This is a genomic window from Pantoea ananatis PA13, from assembly GCF_000233595.1.
GTDB lineage: Bacteria > Pseudomonadota > Gammaproteobacteria > Enterobacterales > Enterobacteriaceae > Pantoea > Pantoea ananatis.
In genome coordinates this window covers 3143200-3164336 of record NC_017554.1, presented here as the reverse complement: position 1 = coordinate 3164336, position 21137 = coordinate 3143200, and the positions used below count along the sequence as shown (strand labels likewise).

General features: G+C 56.2%; 17 protein-coding genes. 14 read left to right on the top strand and 3 right to left on the bottom strand.

Annotated features, from left to right (window positions below):
- Positions 1–62: 62 nt before the first annotated feature.
- The 3 genes from PAGR_RS14870 (at position 63) to PAGR_RS14860 (ending at position 4364) form a co-directional block, all read left to right on the top strand.
- The gene (locus PAGR_RS14870; RefSeq protein ID WP_013025130.1) at positions 63–650 is read left to right on the top strand and encodes a Yip1 family protein; all 588 of its coding nucleotides are present in this window, start codon (positions 63–65) and stop codon (positions 648–650) included.
- A gap of 175 nt (positions 651–825) precedes the next feature.
- Positions 826–1773 carry a D-alanyl-D-alanine endopeptidase gene (gene pbpG / locus PAGR_RS14865; RefSeq protein ID WP_014606260.1) on the top strand — a complete coding sequence of 316 codons (948 nt, stop codon included), beginning with the start codon at positions 826–828 and terminating at the stop codon, positions 1771–1773.
- Between the two features lie 140 nt (positions 1774–1913).
- Complete coding sequence (locus PAGR_RS14860) at positions 1914–4364, top strand: DUF3772 domain-containing protein (RefSeq protein ID WP_014606259.1); 2451 nt, start codon at positions 1914–1916, stop codon at positions 4362–4364.
- A gap of 62 nt (positions 4365–4426) precedes the next feature.
- On the opposite strand, the gene dld is transcribed toward PAGR_RS14860, so the two are convergent.
- The gene (gene dld / locus PAGR_RS14855; RefSeq protein ID WP_014606258.1) at positions 4427–6130 is read right to left on the bottom strand and encodes a D-lactate dehydrogenase; all 1704 of its coding nucleotides are present in this window, start codon (positions 6128–6130) and stop codon (positions 4427–4429) included.
- Positions 6131–6281: 151 nt separating this feature from the next.
- On the opposite strand from dld, the gene bglX reads away from it, so the two are divergent.
- The 8 genes from bglX to PAGR_RS14815 all read left to right on the top strand — a co-directional run bounded on the left by bglX (position 6282) and on the right by PAGR_RS14815 (position 16610).
- Entirely contained in the window at positions 6282–8579 is a 2298-nt protein-coding gene (bglX, locus tag PAGR_RS14850; protein ID WP_013025134.1) for a beta-glucosidase BglX, read from the top strand.
- Positions 8580–8816: 237 nt separating this feature from the next.
- Complete coding sequence (locus PAGR_RS14845) at positions 8817–9923, top strand: suppressor of fused domain protein (RefSeq protein WP_014606257.1); 1107 nt, start codon at positions 8817–8819, stop codon at positions 9921–9923.
- A 178-nt stretch (positions 9924–10101) separates the two neighbouring features.
- On the top strand, positions 10102–11997 hold the full coding sequence (locus tag PAGR_RS14840; RefSeq protein WP_026021034.1) for a methyl-accepting chemotaxis protein: 1896 nt from the start codon (positions 10102–10104) through the stop codon (positions 11995–11997).
- Between the two features lie 148 nt (positions 11998–12145).
- A complete protein-coding gene (idi, locus tag PAGR_RS14835; RefSeq protein WP_014593247.1) occupies positions 12146–12679 on the top strand; it encodes an isopentenyl-diphosphate Delta-isomerase in 534 nt (177 codons plus the stop codon).
- Between the two features lie 181 nt (positions 12680–12860).
- Positions 12861–13772, top strand: coding sequence for a glycine betaine ABC transporter substrate-binding protein OsmF (gene osmF / locus PAGR_RS14830; RefSeq protein WP_014606256.1), 912 nt, complete (start codon positions 12861–12863; stop codon positions 13770–13772).
- A gap of 3 nt (positions 13773–13775) precedes the next feature.
- On the top strand, positions 13776–14957 hold the full coding sequence (locus PAGR_RS14825; protein WP_014606255.1) for an ABC transporter permease: 1182 nt from the start codon (positions 13776–13778) through the stop codon (positions 14955–14957).
- The gene (locus PAGR_RS14820) at positions 14944–15891 is read left to right on the top strand and encodes an ABC transporter ATP-binding protein (protein WP_013025140.1); all 948 of its coding nucleotides are present in this window, start codon (positions 14944–14946) and stop codon (positions 15889–15891) included. The genes PAGR_RS14825 and PAGR_RS14820 overlap by 14 nt, the downstream gene beginning before the upstream one ends.
- On the top strand, positions 15879–16610 hold the full coding sequence (locus PAGR_RS14815; protein WP_013025141.1) for an ABC transporter permease: 732 nt from the start codon (positions 15879–15881) through the stop codon (positions 16608–16610). The genes PAGR_RS14820 and PAGR_RS14815 overlap by 13 nt, the downstream gene beginning before the upstream one ends.
- Here PAGR_RS14815 and PAGR_RS24475 read toward each other — a convergent pair.
- Both PAGR_RS24475 and PAGR_RS14810 read right to left on the bottom strand, forming a co-directional pair.
- The gene (locus PAGR_RS24475; protein ID WP_013025142.1) at positions 16591–16698 is read right to left on the bottom strand and encodes a YohO family small membrane protein; all 108 of its coding nucleotides are present in this window, start codon (positions 16696–16698) and stop codon (positions 16591–16593) included. The genes PAGR_RS14815 and PAGR_RS24475 overlap by 20 nt on opposite strands.
- Before the next feature lie 84 nt (positions 16699–16782).
- Positions 16783–17517 (bottom strand): MerR family transcriptional regulator, encoded by a 735-nt coding sequence (locus PAGR_RS14810; RefSeq protein ID WP_013025143.1) that lies wholly within the window; start codon positions 17515–17517, stop codon positions 16783–16785.
- Positions 17518–17666: 149 nt separating this feature from the next.
- On the opposite strand from PAGR_RS14810, the gene PAGR_RS14805 reads away from it, so the two are divergent.
- The 3 genes from PAGR_RS14805 to dinG all read left to right on the top strand — a co-directional run bounded on the left by PAGR_RS14805 (position 17667) and on the right by dinG (position 21114).
- The gene (locus PAGR_RS14805) at positions 17667–18230 is read left to right on the top strand and encodes a helix-turn-helix domain-containing protein (protein ID WP_013025144.1); all 564 of its coding nucleotides are present in this window, start codon (positions 17667–17669) and stop codon (positions 18228–18230) included.
- Positions 18227–18757 (top strand): GNAT family N-acetyltransferase, encoded by a 531-nt coding sequence (locus PAGR_RS14800; RefSeq protein ID WP_014606254.1) that lies wholly within the window; start codon positions 18227–18229, stop codon positions 18755–18757. Before PAGR_RS14805 ends, PAGR_RS14800 begins: the two co-directional genes overlap by 4 nt.
- A gap of 194 nt (positions 18758–18951) precedes the next feature.
- Positions 18952–21114: an ATP-dependent DNA helicase DinG gene (gene dinG, locus PAGR_RS14795; protein WP_014593252.1), complete on the top strand. Its 2163-nt coding sequence runs from the start codon at positions 18952–18954 to the stop codon at positions 21112–21114.
- The last annotated feature ends 23 nt before the right edge of the window (positions 21115–21137 follow it).

The following is a 21137-nucleotide window of genomic DNA, read 5'->3' as shown; positions in this document are numbered from 1 at the left end:
CTGCCCTTACGTGGATGCTGCATCAAAACGGGGTAGCCCAACGGCATCAGAGGAGTAAGCGTATGAACCATGTCTGGGGTTTGTTAGCGCATCCTAATCAGGAAATGCGCAATATCAAGCAAGAGAACGAAACGGTTTCGCACCATTACACTCATCACGTTCTGCTGATGGCAGCCATTCCGGTTATTTGCGCCATAATCGGCACCACGAACTCAGGCTGGAATCTGGGTGAAGGGCAGTATGTACAATTGAATTTCCTGACAGCACTGGGCCTGGGTATTCTGTTTTATCTGTTGATTCTGGGCGGCGTGGCGGTGATGGGACGCGTTATTCACTGGATGGCGCGTGACTACCCGCAGCGCCCTGGCGTTGAACGCTGTACGGTGTTTGCGGGCTATGTGGCTACGCCGCTGTTTTTAAGCGGACTCGTGGCACTTTATCCGCTGGTATGGCTGTGCGTATTAGCGGGTGCGCTGGCGCTGCTGTATACCGGCTATCTGCTGTACGTGGGCATCCCGCTGTTTCTGAACATTGACCGGGATGAAAGCCTGCGTTTTTCCAGTTCCACTCTGGCCATCGGCGTGCTGGTATTTGAAGTGTTGCTGGCCTTAACCGTGATTCTGTGGGGCTATGGCCCGCACCTGTTTTAACGTGCCGTTGCCGCCTGCAGGGCGGCAACATCTTTTTAACGCTCAGAAACAATCTCACCAGGATAATTTTACCGCTTCAGAGTATGATGCTGCGGCCAGCCCGCGCTCTGCCTGCTCAGTCGTCGGCGGCCTGTGTTTACACAGCGCACAATCTTAACCGGGTCTTTTTTTCACGATGCCTGCAAAAATTCGCTTTTCACTGTTAACGCTGGCGCTGCTCGTTTCCGGGCAGGTTCTTTCCCTTCCAGCACAGGCGACCACGACGCTGTCGCAAATGGCGCCCATTGCTCAGCCGCAAATTGCCTCAGGCAGCGCCCTGATCGTCGATCTGACGAGCGGGAAAACGTTATTTTCCAGTCACCCTGACCGGGTGCGGCCGATTGCCTCGATCACCAAGTTGATGACGGCAATGGTGGTACTGGATGCGCATCAGCCGATGAACGAGATGGTCACGGTTGATATCAGTCAGACGCCAGAGATGCGCGGCGTGTTTTCACGCGTGAAGCTTAACAGCCAGATAAGCCGTCGGAGCATGCTGATGCTGGCGCTGATGTCTTCTGAAAACCGCGCGGCGGCCAGCCTGGCCCATGCGTATCCCGGCGGATATAACGCCTTTATTAAGGCGATGAATGCTAAGGCGCGTGCGCTGGGCATGAACCATACCCATTACGTTGAACCTACCGGTCTCTCCATTCAGAACGTCTCCAGCGCAGAAGATTTGGTGAAGCTGTTAAAAGCCACGCGCGAATATCCCCTGTTGAGCGAGCTGAGCACGACCAAAGAAGAAACCGCTGTATTTACCCATCCCAGCTACGCGCTGCCGTTCCGCAATACCAATCATCTGGTGTATAAGAATGGCTGGCACATTCAGTTGACCAAAACGGGCTATACCGATGAAGCGGGACATTGCCTGGTCATGCGCACCATGATTAAAAACCGCCCGGTGGCACTGGTGGTGCTGGATGCATTTGGTAAATATACCCATTTTGCCGATGCTAACCGTCTGCGCGACTGGCTGGAAACGGGCAAAGCGGCGCCGGTTCCGGCGGCCGCGCTGGCCTATAAAAAACAGAAAGCAGGTCAGGTTGCCAGCAACGCTGCCAGCGGTTCTGAAGTAGAGTAATATCCCGTCGGGCCGCCGCGCCGCGGGCGGCCCGACCAATATTGATCGGTATTCCTATAGTTTCACGCCAGGCGAAAACCTAAACTACCCGCAAATGGCGAGGGTGATTCGCCTGATTACTGTGCCGGAATCTCATTCATATGCTCACGTTACGATCCTTTATTGTTCTGATTTTTTTAGCATTGTTCACCGCCGTTCCCACCCTGAGCGTCGCCGCAGACGATCCGGCTCAGGCCACCACTACCCAGCAGCCTGACGACAAGCCGAAAGTGAACGCCTCGGTCGAGCTGCCCAAGATGCAGAAAATCCTCGACAAAATTAAAAGTCAGGTTTCCGTTGAAAGCGATGAAAATAAGCTGAGTCGGCTGAATGAAATGGCGCTGGAGCTGTCAGGCAATACGGATACGCTGGCCCAGGCGTTGCAGCCTGACCGTCAGCAGCTTGAGGCCCAGCTGGCCGTGCTTGGCCCAGCCCCCAAACCGGAAAGCGGCGTCAAAGAGACGGCAGACGTCACGCGCAAACGTAGCGCGCTGGAAAGTCAGAAAAGTAAGCTCGACGATCAGATTAAGCAGGCGGAGGGCATTAAAAACAGCGCCCTGATGCTGTCATCGCAAATCGTCAATCTGCGCCGCGATCAGTTGAAAAACAAACTGGCGCTTAACTCTGGCAGCATTTTAGGGCCACGTTTCTGGTCGCCGGTATTCAGCAGTCAGGATCTTGATGATGAGAAGATTGGCGATTTCTTAAATGAGCTGAAAGATACCGCTGCGCTGTCCTGGGAGTCAGGCTGGCGTCTGGGTACGCTAGGCTGGTTGCTGGCCGCCGTGCTGGTGATGACGTTGGGACGCCGCTATGGCGAAGAATTTTTAGCCTGGGTCAGCATTAATAAACTGCCGGAAGGACGCCTGCGCCGCAGCTTTCTGGCGACGGCCGTGGCCCTGACCAGCCTGGTGGCGGTGGTGTTGACCTTTGCCTTTATTTCCCAGGCCTTTACCCGCCGCGATGAAGTTTCCAGCGACGTGCAGGACTTTATTTATCGTCTGGTCGAATTAAGCGTTTATTGTGGTTTGATTGCCGGGCTCGGGCGGGCATTTTTGTCCACGCGTCGGCCAAGCTGGCGTTTACCCACCATCTCGAACGAGGTGGCGCTGGCCCTGAAACCTTTCCCACCTATCACCGCCTTGCTGGTGTTTATTTTCCAGACGGTAGAGTCCTTTAACTACACCGCCGGGACCAGCCTGAATACCAGTATCTTTGCTAACGGCCTGACGGCATTGCTGATCGGCAGCACGGCGCTGGCAATCAGCATGCGCACCAAGCGCGTTCGTCGGCGTCTGGCGCAGGAAGGCACGCCGCCGGAAGCGCGCTCAACGCTGGTCGGGCTGATTCAGATGGCCCTGACGCTGACGTCGCTGACGATTCTGGCTTCGCTGGTGATTGGTTACGTCACCCTGGCGCGTTTTTTAAGCTACGAGCTGGTGTGGTGTGGCATTTTGTTTGGTTCGTTTTACATACTCAGTCATTTGATTAACGACGGCTGTGAAAGCCTTTTCTCTGTCAATAATACGACGGGCAAGCGTATTCAGGGCTCGCTAAACATTGATGAGCGACATCTGCAGCAGGTCGCCACCATTCTTGCGGCGATCGGTAAAACCTTGCTGATCATGTTTGTCGCGCTGGCACTGCTTAACGGCACCTTTGCCTCTTCAACACCGATTGAGCTGCTGCAAAAGGCGATTGAGTTCTGGGGCGGTAAGGGCCTTGAATCCCTGAATATTGTCCCGGCGCACCTGGTTAACGCGCTGCTGTGCCTGATCGTCGGCATTTACATCCTGCGCTCGGTACGTCGCTGGCTCGATAACGACTTCCTGCCAAAGACCACGATGGACAGTGGCATGCGCATGTCATTGGTGACGCTGTTCAGCAACGTCGGCTATGTCCTGATTATTTTGCTGACGCTGTCGATTATGGGGCTGCAGTGGAACAAGCTGGCCTGGATCGTCAGCGCCCTGTCGGTCGGTATCGGTTTCGGCCTGCAGGAAATCGTTAAAAACTTTATTTCCGGTCTGATTTTGCTGACTGAACGTCCGGTCAAAGTCGGGGATTTGGTGACGATCAGTGGCGTTGAAGGGGATATTCGCCGCATCAACGTGCGCGCAACGGAAATCCAGCTGGGTGATAAATCCACCGTGATCGTGCCTAACTCACAGTTCATCTCTCAGAACGTACGTAATGCGACAATGGGCAATGCGCAGGGCGTGGTGACCATTAGCCTGACGTTTCCGCTGGATATCGATCCGGTACAGGTGCGGGAGATTTTGCTGAAGGTCTATGAGGAAAACGAGCGTATTCTGGAGAACCCGGAACCCTCGGTATCCTTTAAAGATCTTACCGCCCAGGGTATCGTGCTGAGCGTCACCGGCAACGTTGCCAGTCAGCGCCAGATCGCGGGCGCGAAGAGCGATCTACTGTTCGATATTCTGACCCGCTTGCGTAAAGAGGGCATTGTGCTGTCCACGCCGCAGACCATGATTATTGAGCGCCGTCAGCTGGTTTCTTCTGATGCGGTAACCGAAGAACCTCCTCGCTAAATAAACGGGCGGTCATTTTCGCTGGCCGCCCGTTTTACTCTGTTCAGGTGCGACGTGCCCAGTCAGGGCTGTTTTACCGCCCAGCCTTTTAGCTTACTGGTTTTACCGATGCCCGGATTAAAGCTGTTGGTGGGATCGAGCTTGCGGTAAAACGCGGTGAGCTGTGGCTGGGCCTGATACAGATGCCCGACATTATGCTCTGCCGGATATTCCGCCCCGCGGCTGTGCAAAATCGCCAGCATCTTTTCTTTCAGCGCATGAACATCCACGCCTTTTTTCACAATGTAATCCTGATGGAAGACATGGCAGAAGAAGTGCCCGTAATAAAGGCGATGGCTTATCGACTGGGTAATCTCATCAGGCAGGCTCTCAAACCACGCTTTATCATTGCGACGCAACGCAATATCCAGCGCCAGAATATCTTCTACCTCATCCGCATGAACGGCGTGATAGCGCACCGCCGCGCCCGCGGCCGCAAAGCGATGCAGAAAGGCATGCGCACCTTCTTTACCTTCGCATTCAAAAAACTCGCCGCCGCCCTCACGAAAAAACTCACGCAGATAGTCACGCGCCTCCGCAATGCCATCACCCGACATTTTCAGCATTAAATGGTGTTGGTATTTATCACGATACTGTTTCATGCGCCTGGGAAGATGGGCGGGGAAGAGGCGACTGACGCGCTGCAGCAGTCGGTCGCTCAGATGCGGTTTGATAAACGACAGTTTGTTCAACCAGCCATCGACCCGGCCCTTGAGACTGAAAAACAGCGGCATCTTATCGGTGCCAAGCTTGTCGATCATCAGGAAGGTATCTTTGCCATAGACTTCGGCGATGTCGTAGATATCCCGATGCATATATTCCGCGGCCACGGGCAGATTGTTGAAATTCGCCAGCATATGGCAGCGCAGGTCACCCAGTACCGAGGCATCATTGGTGCCGATATAAAACACCTGCTGTTGCGGTTCGCGCGCAAACGTATCCAGGCGCACCGCAAATACCGCCAGCTTGCCTGCGCAGCCCGACGCTTCAAACAGGCGGCGGGCATCGGCGTTAAAACGGGCGGGCGTATCCGCATCAACATCACGCACCCGTTCGGCGTAGTCGTGATCGGAGGCATGACGGCCGTCATGCAGCACATCCCCGGGCTGCCAGCGATCATCATCCAGCCGCCCCAGAATCTCTTCCGGCGTGGTGCCAAGCTCAATACCAAGGTGGTTAACCAACTTCAGCCGTCCCTGGGCATCAATCTGGGCAAACAACGCCATCTCACTGTAGGCCGGGCCACGTTTAATCAGTGAACCGCCGGAGTTGTTGCAGATGCCACCCAGCACCGACGCGCCAATGCAGGATGATCCAATAACGGAATGCGGCTCGCGGCCCAGCGGCGCGAGGATTTTTTCCAGCTGATACAGCGTACTCCCCGGAAAGGCCAGCACCTGTTTGCCGTTGTCGATCAGCTGTAGCTTATCCAGCCTCAGGGTACTGACAATGACCAGCGGGCGATCGTAGTCGTTACCCTGCGGCGTTGAGCCTTCGGTGAGGCCGGTGTTCGCCGCCTGCATCAGAATAATGGCATCGGCAGTCACCAGCGTTTGCAGGACGCGCCACAGTTCCAGCAGCGTCGCAGGAAAGACGACCGCCAGCGCGTCTCCCTCACCGGAACGGAAGCCTTTACGATAGCGGGCGGTATGGGCGGCCTCGGTCAGTACGTTACCAGAGCCGACCTGGCGGCGGAGATCGGCGATCAGGGCAGAAGGTGTCATCATGGGCAATTCCCTTGTCTTATGCATGCGTCATTACTGTAGCACGTGAGTTGCGTCGGGCGCAGTGTGATAGCCGCAGGTGACATGCTATGCTCTGAAGATGGCATTCTGCATTTAGTCGATATTGCGCAGTTACTTAAGAGAACCCAACCTGATGAAATGGATTTGCTCTGTTAGCCTCGCTGTTTCCCTTGCTCTGCAACCTGCATTTGCCGGGGAGCCCACCGTTCACCATCCCATGACCGAACAGGCGCGTGATGCCTACGTGAACAACCTGCTGAAAAAAATGACGCTGGACGAGAAAATCGGCCAGTTACGTTTAATCAGCGTGGGCCCGGATACGCCAAAAGAAGCCGTACGTGAGATGATCCACAAAGGTCAGGTTGGCGCCATTTTTAATACCGTGACGCGTCAGGATATTCGCGCGATGCAGGACCAGGTTATGCAGCTAAGCCGCCTGAAAATTCCGCTGTTTTTTGCCTATGACGTGGTACACGGGCAGCGAACGATTTTCCCGATTCCCTTAGCGCTGGCATCCAGTTGGGATCTCGACGCCGTCAATGAAGTGGGGCGCATTTCTGCCTATGAAGCGGCGGACGATGGGTTAAATATGACCTGGGCACCGATGGTCGACGTCAGCCGTGAACCGCGCTGGGGCCGCGTGTCTGAAGGGTTCGGCGAGGACACCTATTTAACCTCTGCCATGGGACGCACCATGGTGCAGGCGATGCAGGGCAAAAGCCCCGCAGACCGCTACAACATTATGACCAGCGTGAAACACTTTGCGCTCTATGGCGCGGTGGAAGGCGGACGCGATTACAACACCGTGGATATGAGCCCACAGCGCATGTTCCAGGACTACCTGCCGCCGTATAAAGCCTCGCTGGATGCCGGCAGCGGCGGCGTAATGGTCGCGCTGAATTCCATTAATGGCGTGCCCGCGACGGCCGACAGCTGGCTGCTGAAAGATCTGCTGCGTCATGAATGGAAATTCAAAGGAATAACCATCAGCGATCACGGGGCGATTAAAGAGCTGATCAAGCACGGTGTGGCGAGCGATCCCCAGGATGCCGTGCGTATTGCCATTAAGTCTGGCGTAGATATGAGTATGAGCGATGAATACTACAGCCAGTATTTACCCGACCTGGTGAAGCGCGGCATCGTCAGCAAAGCCGAAATCGATGATGCGGCCCGGCACGTGCTCAATGTGAAATACGATATGGGGCTGTTTAACGATCCCTACAGTCATCTTGGCCCGAAAGAGAGCGATCCGCAGGATACTAACGCAGAAAGCCGCTTACACCGCCCGGAAGCCCGCGATGTGGCCCGCAAGAGTATGGTGCTGCTGAAAAACCGCCTTGATACCTTACCGCTGAAGAAATCTGGCACCATTGCCTTGATTGGACCGCTTGCCGACAGCCAGCGTGACGTCATGGGCAGCTGGTCGGCGGCGGGCGTCGCCAAACAGTCGGTTTCCCTGCTGCAGGGCATGAAAAACGCCACCGAAGGCAAAGCCACGCTGCTGTACGCCAAAGGCGCGAACGTGTCAGATAACAAAGGCATTCAGGACTTCCTCAACATGTATGAACCGGCCGTGGCGGTCGATCCGCGTTCGCCGCAGGCAATGATTGATGAGGCGGTCGAGAAAGCGAAGCAGGCCGATGTCATCGTGGCGGCGGTAGGGGAAGCGCAGGGCATGGCGCACGAGGCGTCCAGCCGCAGTAATCTGATGATCCCGCCTTCGCAACAGAAGCTGTTAGCCGCGCTGAAAGCGACAGGCAAGCCGCTGGTGATTGTGCTGATGAATGGTCGCCCATTGACGCTGGTTGATGAAGACAGAATGGCCGATGCCATGCTGGAAACCTGGTTCAGCGGAACAGAAGGGGGCAATGCTATCGCGGATGTGCTGTTTGGCGATTACAACCCATCGGGTAAACTGCCGATGTCTTTCCCCCGCTCCGTGGGTCAGATCCCCATCTATTACAACCATTTACCGACCGGCCGCCCGTACAATTTTGCCAAGCCCAACAAGTACACATCGCACTACTACGATGCGGAAAACGGCCCGCTTTACCCGTTTGGTTATGGCCTGAGCTACACCACGTTCACCGTATCGCCAGTCACGCTTTCATCAGAAACGATGGCGCATAACGGCAGTATCGAAGCCAGCGTAACCGTAACGAACAGCGGCAAAGTGGACGGTGCCACGGTGGTACAGCTCTATCTTAACGATCCCGTTGCCAGCATCAGCCGTCCGGTAAAAGAGTTGCATGGCTTTAAGCGCATCATGCTCAAAGCCGGTGAATCTCAGCAGGTGACCTTTAAGATTGATGTGGATGCGCTGAAGTTCTGGAACCAGCAGATGAAGCACGTTGCCGAACCGGGTAAATTTAACGTCATGATTGGTCTGGACTCAGTCCGCACGCAAAACACCCAGTTCACCTATCAGTAAACCTCAGACGGACCTGGTTGCAGGTTCCTGCCGATGTCACCGCTTCCCCGTTCGGGGAGGCGGGTTTATCCTCCGTTCCTGCCTTCTGCCTTCTGCCTTCTGCCTTCTGCCTTCTGCCTTCTGCCTTCTGCCTTCATCGATTCACTTTGAGAGTTTTACCCTTGCCTGTCGTGGCAGCAGACGTGATCCTGCTCTATCCTCGGGGAAAATGGATTCCTCAAGTACTGTCGAGGCGCTATGACGTATCAATCACTGATTGCTGAAGTCCACAATCAGCAGCGCACCCTGACGGCAATTGTCGAACAGGATGCGCGGACTGCTTATTTCTATATCTGGCCAACCGATCTGTTTCGTAGCCAGTTTGCGGTGCGTGGCTGCTGGTTACGAAACCTGCTCCCTGCGCCGGTTCAGGAAGATCACCAGGCGATGGAACAGGGCATTGCCCCTCTGCTGAGTGCAGAATACTGCCGTAATCTGGAAGCTGAACCGCCGCTGGATCCCGCAGGTCTGCAAATTCTCTGGGAACCCGGAGATGCGGGAGCGGCACTGTGGTACTACGGGCAACTTCTTGCCGTAATTCCTGGCTGGAGCCTTTACCAGGATAAACAGGTCAGTTTCTCCGCCGGTTGTATCAAAAAAAACCGCCTGACCGCGCCGCTCGGTTCAGCCTCGACCAATCATTACTATGCCCTTGCCGAACAGCAGCGCCAGTTCTGGCGTGAATGGCATGACGGCAGCCAATGGGACAAGGTGCAACAGGACTTGCTGGCCTGTTATCAGGCGCAGTTTGGCGAGTCGGTCAAATACTACGCGATCGATCAGGGCAACTGGCCGCCCATGGCGCTCTCTCAGCACTACCATAACGGCATCTGGTACTTTCTGACCCTGGGCATGAGCATTCGCCCCATGCCGCAGGTTGATTTTCTGTTCGATGAGCTGGCCCCGCAGTACCGCCGGGCAGAGCTGGCGATGGCGGTCGATGGCGAAGTCATGACAGAAAGCAATGCGGTCCAGATGGCCAGCGCGCTGGCTGAATTTGTCCATTTGCCGTGGGCGCGGCTGACCTGGCTGGGTGAAGGCCATACGCTGGCCTCAGAGGTGGCACCGGTGGGATTCGAAAGCTACCTGTTAGCCAACGAGCTGGCCCCGGAACAGGCCCAGTTCGCGCTGCCGAGACAGGATGGCGACAGACCCACGCTCCTGTGGGCCACGCCGGTAACCGAAGCGGAACGGCAATTTGCCCAGAGCGAAGCCCAGGGCGGGCAGCATCTGCGTGAACGGCTCACCGCCGGGGGAAATACGCACATATTTCGACCGCGTGAACAGGTCGTGAACACAGAATAAACGCCGGAGACAGGGCGATTTTTCCTCCTGATGGAAAAAGTTACTGACCTGGCGTAACTAAATATCTTTATTGTTAAAAGACTTGTTAAATTTGTGATCTGGTCTACTCAAGTTCCCCCTTGCCGTGCCGTTAACCCCGATCAGGCAATAGCGCCACAAAAGGTCCAGGGGAACAATGATGTTAAAGACCACGCAATCCCGCTTCACAGCAACGCTTATCGGTTTTTTTGTTGCGCTAGTGTTGGTCACTATTTGGGTGATCAACCAGTTTGTCGCGCCTCAGTTGGTGGACAATGAAAGCCGCCTGATTCGCTATCAGGTGGATTCGCTGGCAACCGGCATCGTTGAGCAAATGAACCGTGTTCAGGCACAGCAACGTGCCATTACCGAGGCCGCCTCGGTCATCGACAGCGCCGCCATCGACACCTTATTACCTGCACTGGTTAACCAGTATCAGGACAGTAACGTTTTCGGTGGCGGTATCTGGCCTTTACCCCATCGTCGCGAGGCGGGTAAAGAGAAAGACAGCAGCTTTTTTGCACGTGACGCCAGCAACAAGCTCCAGGTTAACACCTACTGGAACTCTGAAGCCGCGGACAAATACTGGGAGCAGCCCTGGTATAAAGACGGCATGGCCGCGCCGAAAGGGCAGTGCGCCTGGGCTAAAGCTTATCAGGATGCCGCCAGCCCACAGCCGCGTACCAACTGTGCCATGGCAATCTACCGCGACGGGACAGTCTGGGGCGTTTCCACCATCGACGTTACGCTGGGTTTCTTCAACCAACTGGCTAAAAAGATGGGCGAGGCGATTCATGGAGACGTCCTGATCGTTGAGTCCGACGGCAAAGTCGTGGGTAACGCGGCGCTGGTTAACGGCACGCCGAAACTCGAAAACCTGAGCGATCTGCAAAATCCTATGGCTGCGCCGCTGAAAGCGATGCTTGCCAGTGCGGGGACAAAGTCCGCAGAGTCAACCTATAGCAGCAACGATGGCGAGCAAACGCTGTTTCTGCAGGCTATTCCGGGCAGCCCGTGGTATCTGGCCAGTAGCGTACCGTCCAGCCTGCTGAAAGCCCAGTCCCACAATATGCTGATGCGCCTGGGTTTGGTGCAGATCCCTCTGGCCATTATTCTGTTGCTGGTCATGCTGGGTTTCATGCGCGCCATGATGAAGCGTTTGAGCATGCTCAACCAAAATATCGAAGCGCTGTCGACAGGGGGCGCGGATCTCACGCAGCGTCTGCCAGCCAGTAACAGCCCGGAATTTAACGCCGTTGCGCAGAGCTTTAACCACTTTATCAGCTATCTGCAGGGGTTAATGCAGCAGGTCGGCAGCAGCGCCCTGGCCATCTCTGCGGCGTCGCGTGAAATTGCCAGCGGCAACACCAACCTCTCCTCGCGCACGGAAGAGCAGGCCAGCTCGATTGTGGAAACGGCGGCTTCTATGGAGCAACTGACCGGCACCGTACGCCAGAACGCCGACAACGCAACGCATGCGAACCAGCTGGCGGGTGAGGCTTCTAAAGTGGCGTCGCGCGGAACGGAAGTGGTTCGTCAGGTGGTGAGCACGATGGGCGAAATTCACCACTCTTCGCGTAAAGTCGTCGATATCATCAGCGTGATCGACAGCATTGCCTTCCAGACCAATATCCTGGCACTCAACGCCGCCGTTGAAGCCGCGCGTGCTGGCGAGCAGGGCCGTGGTTTTGCCGTGGTCGCCTCGGAGGTGCGTAATCTGGCGCAGCGTTCGGCCAACTCCGCACGTGAAATCAAAAAACTGATCGAGGAGTCGGTCGCGAATATCGATGCAGGCAGTCAGCTGGTCGAACAGGCAGGACAAACCATGGACGAGCTGGTGCAGGGCGTGAGCAGCGTCACTACGCTAATGAGCGAGATCATGGCCGCCAGTCGTGAGCAGAGCATGGGCATCGAACAGGTTAACGTTGCCATTACTCAGCTTGACGGCACCACGCAGCAGAACGCCGTCTTAGTGGAAGAGGTCTCCTCTGCCGCGCAGGCGATGGAAGCCCAGAGTCTGCAACTGGAACAGGTTGTACAAAGCTTCAAACTGTAATTCACAGTCAGGCCAGCGCCCGCTGGCCTGACGTTTTTGACGATCGCCATTGCCGTCTGACAGATTTGTGCATAAACAGCACAATTTTATCCCCTCAACCTCCCCAATCTTGTGCCAGAATAATGAGGAATACACTCAAGGAATCCTCATGTCTGCTATTGAAGTTATCCTCGTCGACCATCTTGATCGTCCCACCGGCAAAATGGAAAAGTTGGAAGTGCATGAAAAAGGATTACTGCACCGCGCTGTCACGGTGTACGTTTTTAACACCCGGCAGGAGCTGCTGCTCCAGCGTCGCGCCAGTGATAAATATCACTGCGGCGGATTATGGAGCAATACCTGCTGCGGCCATCCTTATCCTCATGAATCGACCAAAGAGGCGGCCGAACGCCGTCTGCGCGAAGAAATGGGCATGATCCTGTCGCTGACGCCTGTCTTCGAACTGAGCTATAACCTGCCGCTCAGTAATGGCCTGACAGAGCACGAGTACGGCCATGTCTTTTTTGCCGTAAGCGACGCGCTACCCGTGCTTAACCCGCAGGAGGCGGATGCATTTGACTACCGCTCAATGCAGGACATTGCCCAGCAAATGCAGCAGCAGCCCCAGCAGTTTACGCCCTGGTTCCTTCATACCTTTCCCCGTATTCCTGCCTGTCTCGACAGTTTCACTTTCCCGGCTTAATCACCGAGCCCTGGCCGATGCGGTCAGGGTTAGCCGCGTCTGATTTCAGGACAAAACAGATCGCGGAATGCGATTGCCAGGCTACGCTTTTATTGCAACCTCTAAAACGGTGGGCGTGCCTGGCAGGTTATCCCTACGGCCAACCGTACTTCCAGATGAATACATCAATAAGGAAAGCATCATGGCAAACATTCGCGGTTTGGCCGGCATCAGCCTTTTACTGCTGAGTCTGGGAACGGCGCACGCGGCCGACCCGGTGCGTGTGGGTTCCAAGATAGATACTGAAGGCTCACTGCTGGGCAATGTCATCCTGCTGGTGCTGGAAAAGCACGGCGTCAAGACCGTTAACAAAATCCAGCTGGGGGCAACCCAGGTGGTGCGGGGCGCTATCACCGCGGGCGAACTGGATATCTACCCGGAATACACCGGCAACGGAGCCTTCTTTTTTAATGATGAAAAAGACAGTGCCTGGAAGCATGCCCGCGAAGGCTATGAAAAAGTGAAAAAACTTGATGCCGAAAAAAATCATCTCGTTTGGCTGACGCCCGCGCCGGCGAACAACACCTGGACCATCGCGGTCCGTAACGACGTCGCGGAGAAAAATCACCTTAACTCCCTTGACGATCTCAGCGCCTATCTGAAAAAAGGGGGCACGTTCAAGCTGGCTGCCTCTGCGGAATTTATCGAACGCAGTGATGCGCTTCCCGCATTCGAAAAAGCCTATGGCTTTACGTTAAAACAGGATCAGCTGTTATCGTTGGCCGGGGGCGATACCGCCGTGACTATCGGCGCAGCCGCGCAGCAAACGTCAGGCGTCAACGCCGCCATGGCTTACGGTACGGATGGCCCGGTTGCCGCGTTGGGCCTGAAAACGCTCAGCGACCCAAAAGGCGTTCAGCCCATTTATGCGCCTGCGCCAGTAGTGCGTGAAGCGGTTCTCCAGGCTTATCCGCAAATGGCTGCATGGCTTAAACCCGTTTTCAGTGCGCTGGATGAAAAGACATTGCAGCAGCTCAACGCCAAAATTGCCGTTGAAGGGCAGGACGCCAGCAGCGTGGCGAAAGCGTGGTTAGAACAGAAAAAGCTGCTGTAACCGATGTGGCTATCGCGGGAGGCGATATCCCGGCCTCGACAGCAGCCGGTGGCGCTGGTACTGATTATGTTACTGAGCCTGACGTCAGGCTGCCTGCCGTTTGTCAGCTTTGCGGCTAATCGTCTGGTTGCCGGCCAGCCGGTGATGCTTTGGCAAATGTCGCACGGCATGGCGCTTCTGCCCCCGCTGGCGTTGCTGTGGTTACTGCTGTGGGCCAGACCGACGGGGTTTCGCTGCGCGTTGCAGTTAATGAGCGCCGGGCTGGTGCTGGCGGTCATGATCTGGCTCAGCGGCGACCAGGCCAGGGTGCTGACCGGGCAGGGCAGCCGACTGGCGCGAACCAGCTTTGCGAGCGGCATGTGGTGCGGCAGCGCGCTGACGCTACTGTTGATCACCGATACCGCGCGTGCGCTCACCCGCCGCAGGCTGTGGCAACTGGTGCTGAATCTGCTGGTATGGATCCTTCCCCTCTGGCTGCTGTTCAGCGGCCAGCTGGACGACCTGTCGTTACTGAAAGAATATGCCAACCGCCAGTCGGTCTTTGATGCGGCCTTATTGCGTCATCTGACGCTACTGGTCGCCACCGTCCTGCCTGCTTTACTGATTGCTTTCCCGCTGGGCATCGTGCTTTACCGGCGATCCGGCTGGCAAAGCAGCGTCTTCGGCGTGCTGAATGTGGTTCAGACGGTGCCCTCCGTGGCCCTGTTTGGCTTACTCATTGCCCCACTGGCGGGGCTGGCAAAACGCTTTCCCTGGGCAGGTGCCTGGGGCATCAGCGGCATTGGCATGGCGCCCGCGCTGATCGCGCTGGTGTTGTATGCCCTGTTGCCGCTGGTGCGCAGCGTGGTAACCGGACTGCAACAGGTGCCGCCAGACGTGCGCGAAAGTGCGCGCGGCATGGGGCTGAGCGGCAGGCAGCAGTTTTTCGCCGTGGAGGTGCCGCTGGCCTTGCCGGTGTGGTTGTCGGGCATACGGGTTGTGGTGGTGCAGACACTGGGCATGGCCGTGGTGGCGGCGCTGATCGGCGCAGGCGGATTCGGCGCGATTATTTTCCAGGGGCTGCTGAGCAACGCGCTGGACTTAGTGCTGTTAGGCGTGATCCCGGTGATTGCGATGGCGGTGACTTTGGATGCGTTATTCCGCTTGTTGATTTCCCTGCTGGAGAGAAAAGATGATTCAGTTTGATGGCGTCACCCGGTTCTTTGCGGGTAAAGCCGCGGTTAAAAACCTGTCGCTGACCATCGCAAAAGGAACCTTTACCGTGCTGCTGGGCACCTCGGGCTCAGGTAAATCGACCACGCTTAAAATGATTAATCGTCTGGTGGAGTACGATGAAGGGGAAATCCGCTTTGCAGGTGAATCTATTCGTCAGATGGATGCCCAGGCGCTGCGCCGCCGTACCGGCTATGCCATTCAGTCGATTGGTCTGTTTCCGCACTGGACGATTGAAAAGAATATGGCCACCGTCCCTGCTTTGCTGGGCTGGTCAAAAGCGCGCAGGCGCGAACGTATTGACGAGTTGATCGCACTGCTGAATTTGGATCCGGCATTACTTCGCCGCTATCCGCATCAGCTCTCCGGGGGACAACAGCAGCGCGTTGGTGTTGCGCGGGCGCTGGCGGCGGATCCTGACGTACTGCTGATGGATGAACCCTTTGGCGCACTGGACCCGGTCACGCGCACTGCGCTTCAGCAGGAGATGTTACGCATTCACCGTGCCTCAGGGTGCACCATCGTGCTGGTCACGCACGATATTGATGAAGCCCTGACGCTGGCCGACAATATTGTACTTATGGACGACGGTGAGATCGTTCAGCAGGGTAAACCGCTTGAATTGCTGACCCGACCAGGCAACGACTTTGTGCGTGATTTTCTGGGGCGCAGCGAGATAGGGCTGCGTCTGCTGGCGCTTGGCCAGGTGGGACGCGCAGTACGTCGTGGGGAATGGCTGGATGCCGAGCCGCTGGCGGCGACGCTGAGCCTGCGCGAAGCGTTGTCACAGTTTATCAGCCGCGGCACGGATAAACTGCCCGTCGTAGATGCGCATCAGCAACCGCTGGGCGTGCTCTACTTCAGCGATCTCCTTCATCACGCAGAGGCTCAACAATGCGACGGTTAGCCGATCCTCTGCTGTGGCTGGTCCTGTTTTATCTCAGCCTGCTGGCGGCCATGCCCTACAGCGGCCCCGTGTTTGCCGCCTGGTTTCCCGATCTGGCCCGCCCGCTTTATCAGCAGGACAGTTTCTGGCAGCTCACCCTGGCACATCTTTTTCTGGTGGTAACCGCCAGCCTGATGGCGGTTGTTATCGGCGTCGGCAGCGGTGTGCTGGTCACTCGCCCTGCGGGACGGGCTTTTCGCCCGTTGTTGGAAACCATCGCCGCCGCCGGTCAGACGATCCCGCCGGTGGCGGTGCTGGCGATAGCCGTGCCTGTCATGGGATTCGGCGCGTGGCCTGCCGTGGTGGCATTGCTGCTTTATGGGCTGCTGCCAATTTTACAGGGCACACTGGCGGGGCTGGACAGCGTCCCGGCCAGCAGTCGTGAGATCGCCGTGGGTGTCGGCATGAGTGGCTGGCAGCGTTTGTGGCAGGTTGAGCTTGCGCTGGCGGCACCGGTGATCATTGCCGGGATACGTAACTCCGTCATCATCAATATCGGCACGGCGGCCATCGCCTCTACCGTCGGGGCAAAGAGCCTGGGATCGCCCATCATCATCGGCCTGAGCGGCTTTAATACCGCCTATGTCATACAAGGCGCGTTGCTGGTCGGGCTGTTAGCGATCGTCAGCGATCGCCTGTTTGAACGGCTGCAGCGCCGTCTTAGCGTGAATGAACGATAAGTGAATAGCCGACCAGCATAAGTCCACTGGTGCCGCCGATAGCCATAATGGCAAACAGCGTGGCAAAAAATGTTTTTTTCCAGTTCATAACTAACCTGAGGGTGTTTACGTCAAGGCGGGGATAATAGCGCGCGCAAGGCAGCCGTCATAGTGCCGAGCGTGCGTTTTTATTTCAGTGTGCGTCGTGCAAACGTACAGAGAATCCCTGTTCCTGCCAGTGTGCCAGCTGTTCCTGCTGACGGCGCGTCAGTCTTTTACCGGTAAAAACAAACATATTCAGCCCCGGAAATAACTCGGGTCGGGGAACATCAAGCGGTTCGGCAAGCACGTCGATACGCCAGCCGTGCTGCGACAGTCGCCATCCTTCCAGCCAGATGCGCGTGCGATCTTCAATGCCCCAGCCAATAATCAGCGCTTCTTTACCGGCTTTTTTGCGACTGCTTGCCAGACAAAAAGCCACGTAGTCGATTAGGATGCCATCCAGCAGGCTGCACATTGTCCGTGCTGTATTCTGATCCAGACTGAGTTTCTGCCTTATGGGCATAAAAACGTGATCGATCAAGGCATCAACCGCATGTTCGCGACCAATTAAAGCGATCTTGTTGCGTAGCTTAGCCGGTCTTACATGGCGCAGTATGCTGATGAGTTCGTCCTGCATGGCGGTCCAGCCATCGTTGGAATCAACATCTCCACCTTCCAGTAGTGCTTTGACCTTGCCTACTGGTACTCCACTTTCAATCCAGCGCATGATTTCCTGAATACGCTGAACATCTTCTTCATCGAACTGTCGATGACCGCCTTCGGTACGTTGTGGTTTCAATAATCCATAACGTCGTTGCCAGGCGCGTAAGGTAACCGGATTTATGCCACAGCGTTCGGCGACATCGCCGATACTGTATAAGGTCATATTTACCTCTTTAAACTGACCTGAGTTAAAACACCATAACGAAGCCTGTTAAGTTGTACAACCAATTTTTAGATGTACAACTTGACGGCTGCGCTTAATTGTTGTCCCATCTCAATTATGAGATTTATTTTTCATAAGTGAGATAAAACATGTCTTTTGATAATACGGAGCAACGCTTAGCAGCCCGCCTTGCAGAATTACGGATGAAGCAGGGTTGGTCACTTGATGAACTCTCAACCGCCACCGGCATTAGCCGACCCACATTATCGCGTATTGAGCGTGCTGAAACCAGCCCAACGGCTGCCCTGCTTAATCGTTTGTGTGTGGCTTACAGTCTGACCATGTCGCGCCTGCTGAGTGAAGTGGAAGCGGAAAGCGATCTCCTGATCCCTCGCGAACGCCAGCCGATCTGGAACGACGAAGCCAGTGGATTTAGCCGCCGCAATGTCTCACCGCCCGCCCATAATTTCCGCTGTGAGCTGATCGAAGGCACACTGCGACCCGGCGCGCGCGTCGAATACGACGCGCCACCGCTACAGGGCATGGAACAACATATCTGGATGCAACAGGGACAGCTGACGATAACCATGGGCGCGCAGAGCTGGACCTTGGCACCCGGCGACAGCCTGCGTTTTCATCTTAGCGGCGCGTCCGCTTTTCAGGCACATCTTACTGAAGGTGCCCGCTACTTACTGGTGGTCTGCAAATCATGATGACGTATCAACAACTCAGCGCCGCTGAGGCACAACAGGTTTTACCCGAACTGGCCCAGGTCTTACAGGCCTGTGTGGCCGAGGGTGCCAGCATCGGTTTTATCGATCCTGAAAACATCAGTGTGATAACCCTTTTTTGGCAAAATCAGCTTGCCGCGCTGGAAAAAGGCCAGAGTGAACTGCTGGTTGCCCGCCAGCATGGCCGGGTGGTGGGCACCGTGATGCTCAATGACAGCGCCATGCCCAATGGAAGCCATCGGGCCGAAGTCAGTAAGCTGCTCGTGCATCCGCAGGCGCGGCGGCAGGGGATAGCGCGCAGGTTAATGCAGCAGGCAGAACAGCGGGCGTATCAGAAGGGAAAGCGCCTGCTGGTGCTGGACACCCGATCCGGGGACGTGGCCAGCGATCTTTATCGCGCGCTGCACTGGCAGGTTGCGGGTGAGATTCCTGCCTATGCGCAGTCTATTGAGGGAAAACTGGACGCGACCACGGTGATGTTTAAGGTGCTGGATTCGCACGGCGGCTGAAGTACAGGCCTTCGGGCCGCCGCCTTATCCCTGCGCAAGACGCGACAACACGATACGGCGGCTGTGGCCTGCTGTTGACCCGACAGCACGAGCAGGCCTTTTCTGAAGCCAGCACGAAAAAAAAGACCCGAAAGCTGACGTCACTGCGATACTGTGTAAAAATACAGGCCATCGAGTAAAGTGGTAATCTTAACATGGCCCTGACAGCAGCATTAAAAAGCCAGATCGCACAGTGGTATAAAGCGCTGCAGCAACAGGTGCCAGACTTTATTCCCCGTCCTGCTCAGCGGCAGATGATCGCGGAGGTCGCGAAATGTCTGTCGGGTGATGACGGGCGCCACCTGGCTGTAGAAGCGCCGACTGGCGTGGGCAAAACGCTTTCGTATCTTATTCCTGGCATCGCCGTCAGCCGCGCGGAAGAGAAGCGGCTGGTGATCAGCACGGCCAACGTCGCCTTGCAGGATCAGATCTTCAGCAAAGATTTGCCGTTGCTTAAAAAAATCATTCCGGATTTGACCTTCACGGCGGCCTTTGGCCGGGGGCGCTATGTGTGTCCGCGCAATCTGGCCGCGCTGGTTGCAGACGATAATCAGCAGGCCGATTTGCTGTTCTACCTGGATGACGAAGCGGTCAGCAGCACCAAAGAAGAGCAGATCCAGTGCGGACGGCTGCAAAAGTCACTGGATCGCTACCAGTGGGATGGCCTGCGCGATCACAGCGAGGAGAACGTCAGCGACAGCCTGTGGCAGCGTCTGTCTACTGACAAAGCCAGTTGCCTTGGCGTGCATTGCCGCTGGTACCGCGAATGTCCGTTTTTCGTTGCCCGGCGGGAAATCGAGCAGGTCGATGTGGTGGTAGCCAACCACGCGCTGGTGATGGCGGCCATGGAAAACGAATCGGTGCTGCCCCCGGCCAAAAATCTGATGCTGGTGCTGGATGAAGGGCATCACCTGCCTGAAGTGGCGCGTGATGCACTGGAGATGAGCGCCGATATCACGCCCGGCTGGACCAGCCTGCAGCTCGATCTGTTTGTGAAGCTGGTGGAGGCGATTATGAGCCAGATGCGGCCCAAATCACCCCCGCCGCTGGCTAATCCCGAACGTCTTAAAGCCCACTGTGATGAACTGCGCGAACGCCTTGCCACCATAAGTGAGGCATTAAGCCCATTGCTTCCGCCGCACAATCAACCCGGCGAGTTTCGTTTCGTGTTGGGCACCTTACCCGACGAGCTGCTGGCGCTGTGCGCCCGGCTGTTCAAGCTGAGCGACGGGCTACGTGGACTCAGCGAAGGGTTGATTAACGCCTTGAGTGAACAAACCGGAAGCGTCGATCTCGTGCGTCTGCACCGCAATTTATTGCAGCTCAACCGCCACTTTGGCTGGTTTGAATCAGTCAGCAAGCTGTGGCGACTGGCTGCGATGGAAAAAGCCTCTGGTGCGCCCGTTTCAAAATGGATAACCCGTGAACTGCGCGACGGTCAGGCACACCTGTTCTTCCACTGCGCGGGAATTCGCGTCTGCGATCAGCTGGAAAAAATGCTGTGGCGCAAGATTCCTCACGTTGTCGTGACCTCCGCGACCTTGCGCTCATTGAACAGCTTTAGCCGCCTGCAGGAAATGTCGGGGTTGAATGAAAAGGCGGGCGACCGTTTTGTGGCACTGGCGTCGCCGTTCAGCCACGTCGATCAGGGCAAGCTGGTGATCCCGCAGATGCGCTACGAACCGTTGATGGCGAATGAGGCTGAGCATATCGCGGAGATGGCGGCCTTTTTCCGCCAGCAAATGCAGACAGAAAAGCATAAAGGCGTGCTGGTGTTGTTTGCCAGCGGGCGCGCCATGCAACAGTTTGTCGAGGCGCTGCCGGAATTACGACTGATGATGCTGGTGCAGGGCGATCAGCCCCGCAGTCGCCTGATCGCCCTGCACCGCAAACGGGTAGAGCAGGGCGATACCAGTATTCTCATCGGCCTGCAGTCGTTTGCGGAAGGGCTGGATTTAAAAGGTGAGCTGCTCAGTCAGGTACATATCCATAAAATTGCTTTTCCGCCCATAGACAGTCCGGTAATTTTAACCGAGGGCGAATGGCTGAAGAGCCTCAGGCGTTATCCGTTTGAGGTACAGAGCTTACCCAGCGCCTCTTTTACGCTGATTCAGCAGGTCGGGCGTTTGATCCGCAGCCATCAGTGTTTTGGCGAGATTGTTATTTACGATCGCCGCCTGTTGAGTAAAGCTTACGGCAGTCGGCTGCTGGCGGCGCTGCCGGTGTTTTCAATTGAGCAGCCGGTCACGCCTGAACCCGAGGCCAGAAACACCAAACCCAATCCCGGCACGCGCAAACCGCGTGCGAAGCGGCGTTAAGTCGTTGCCACTGAGCGGAAATG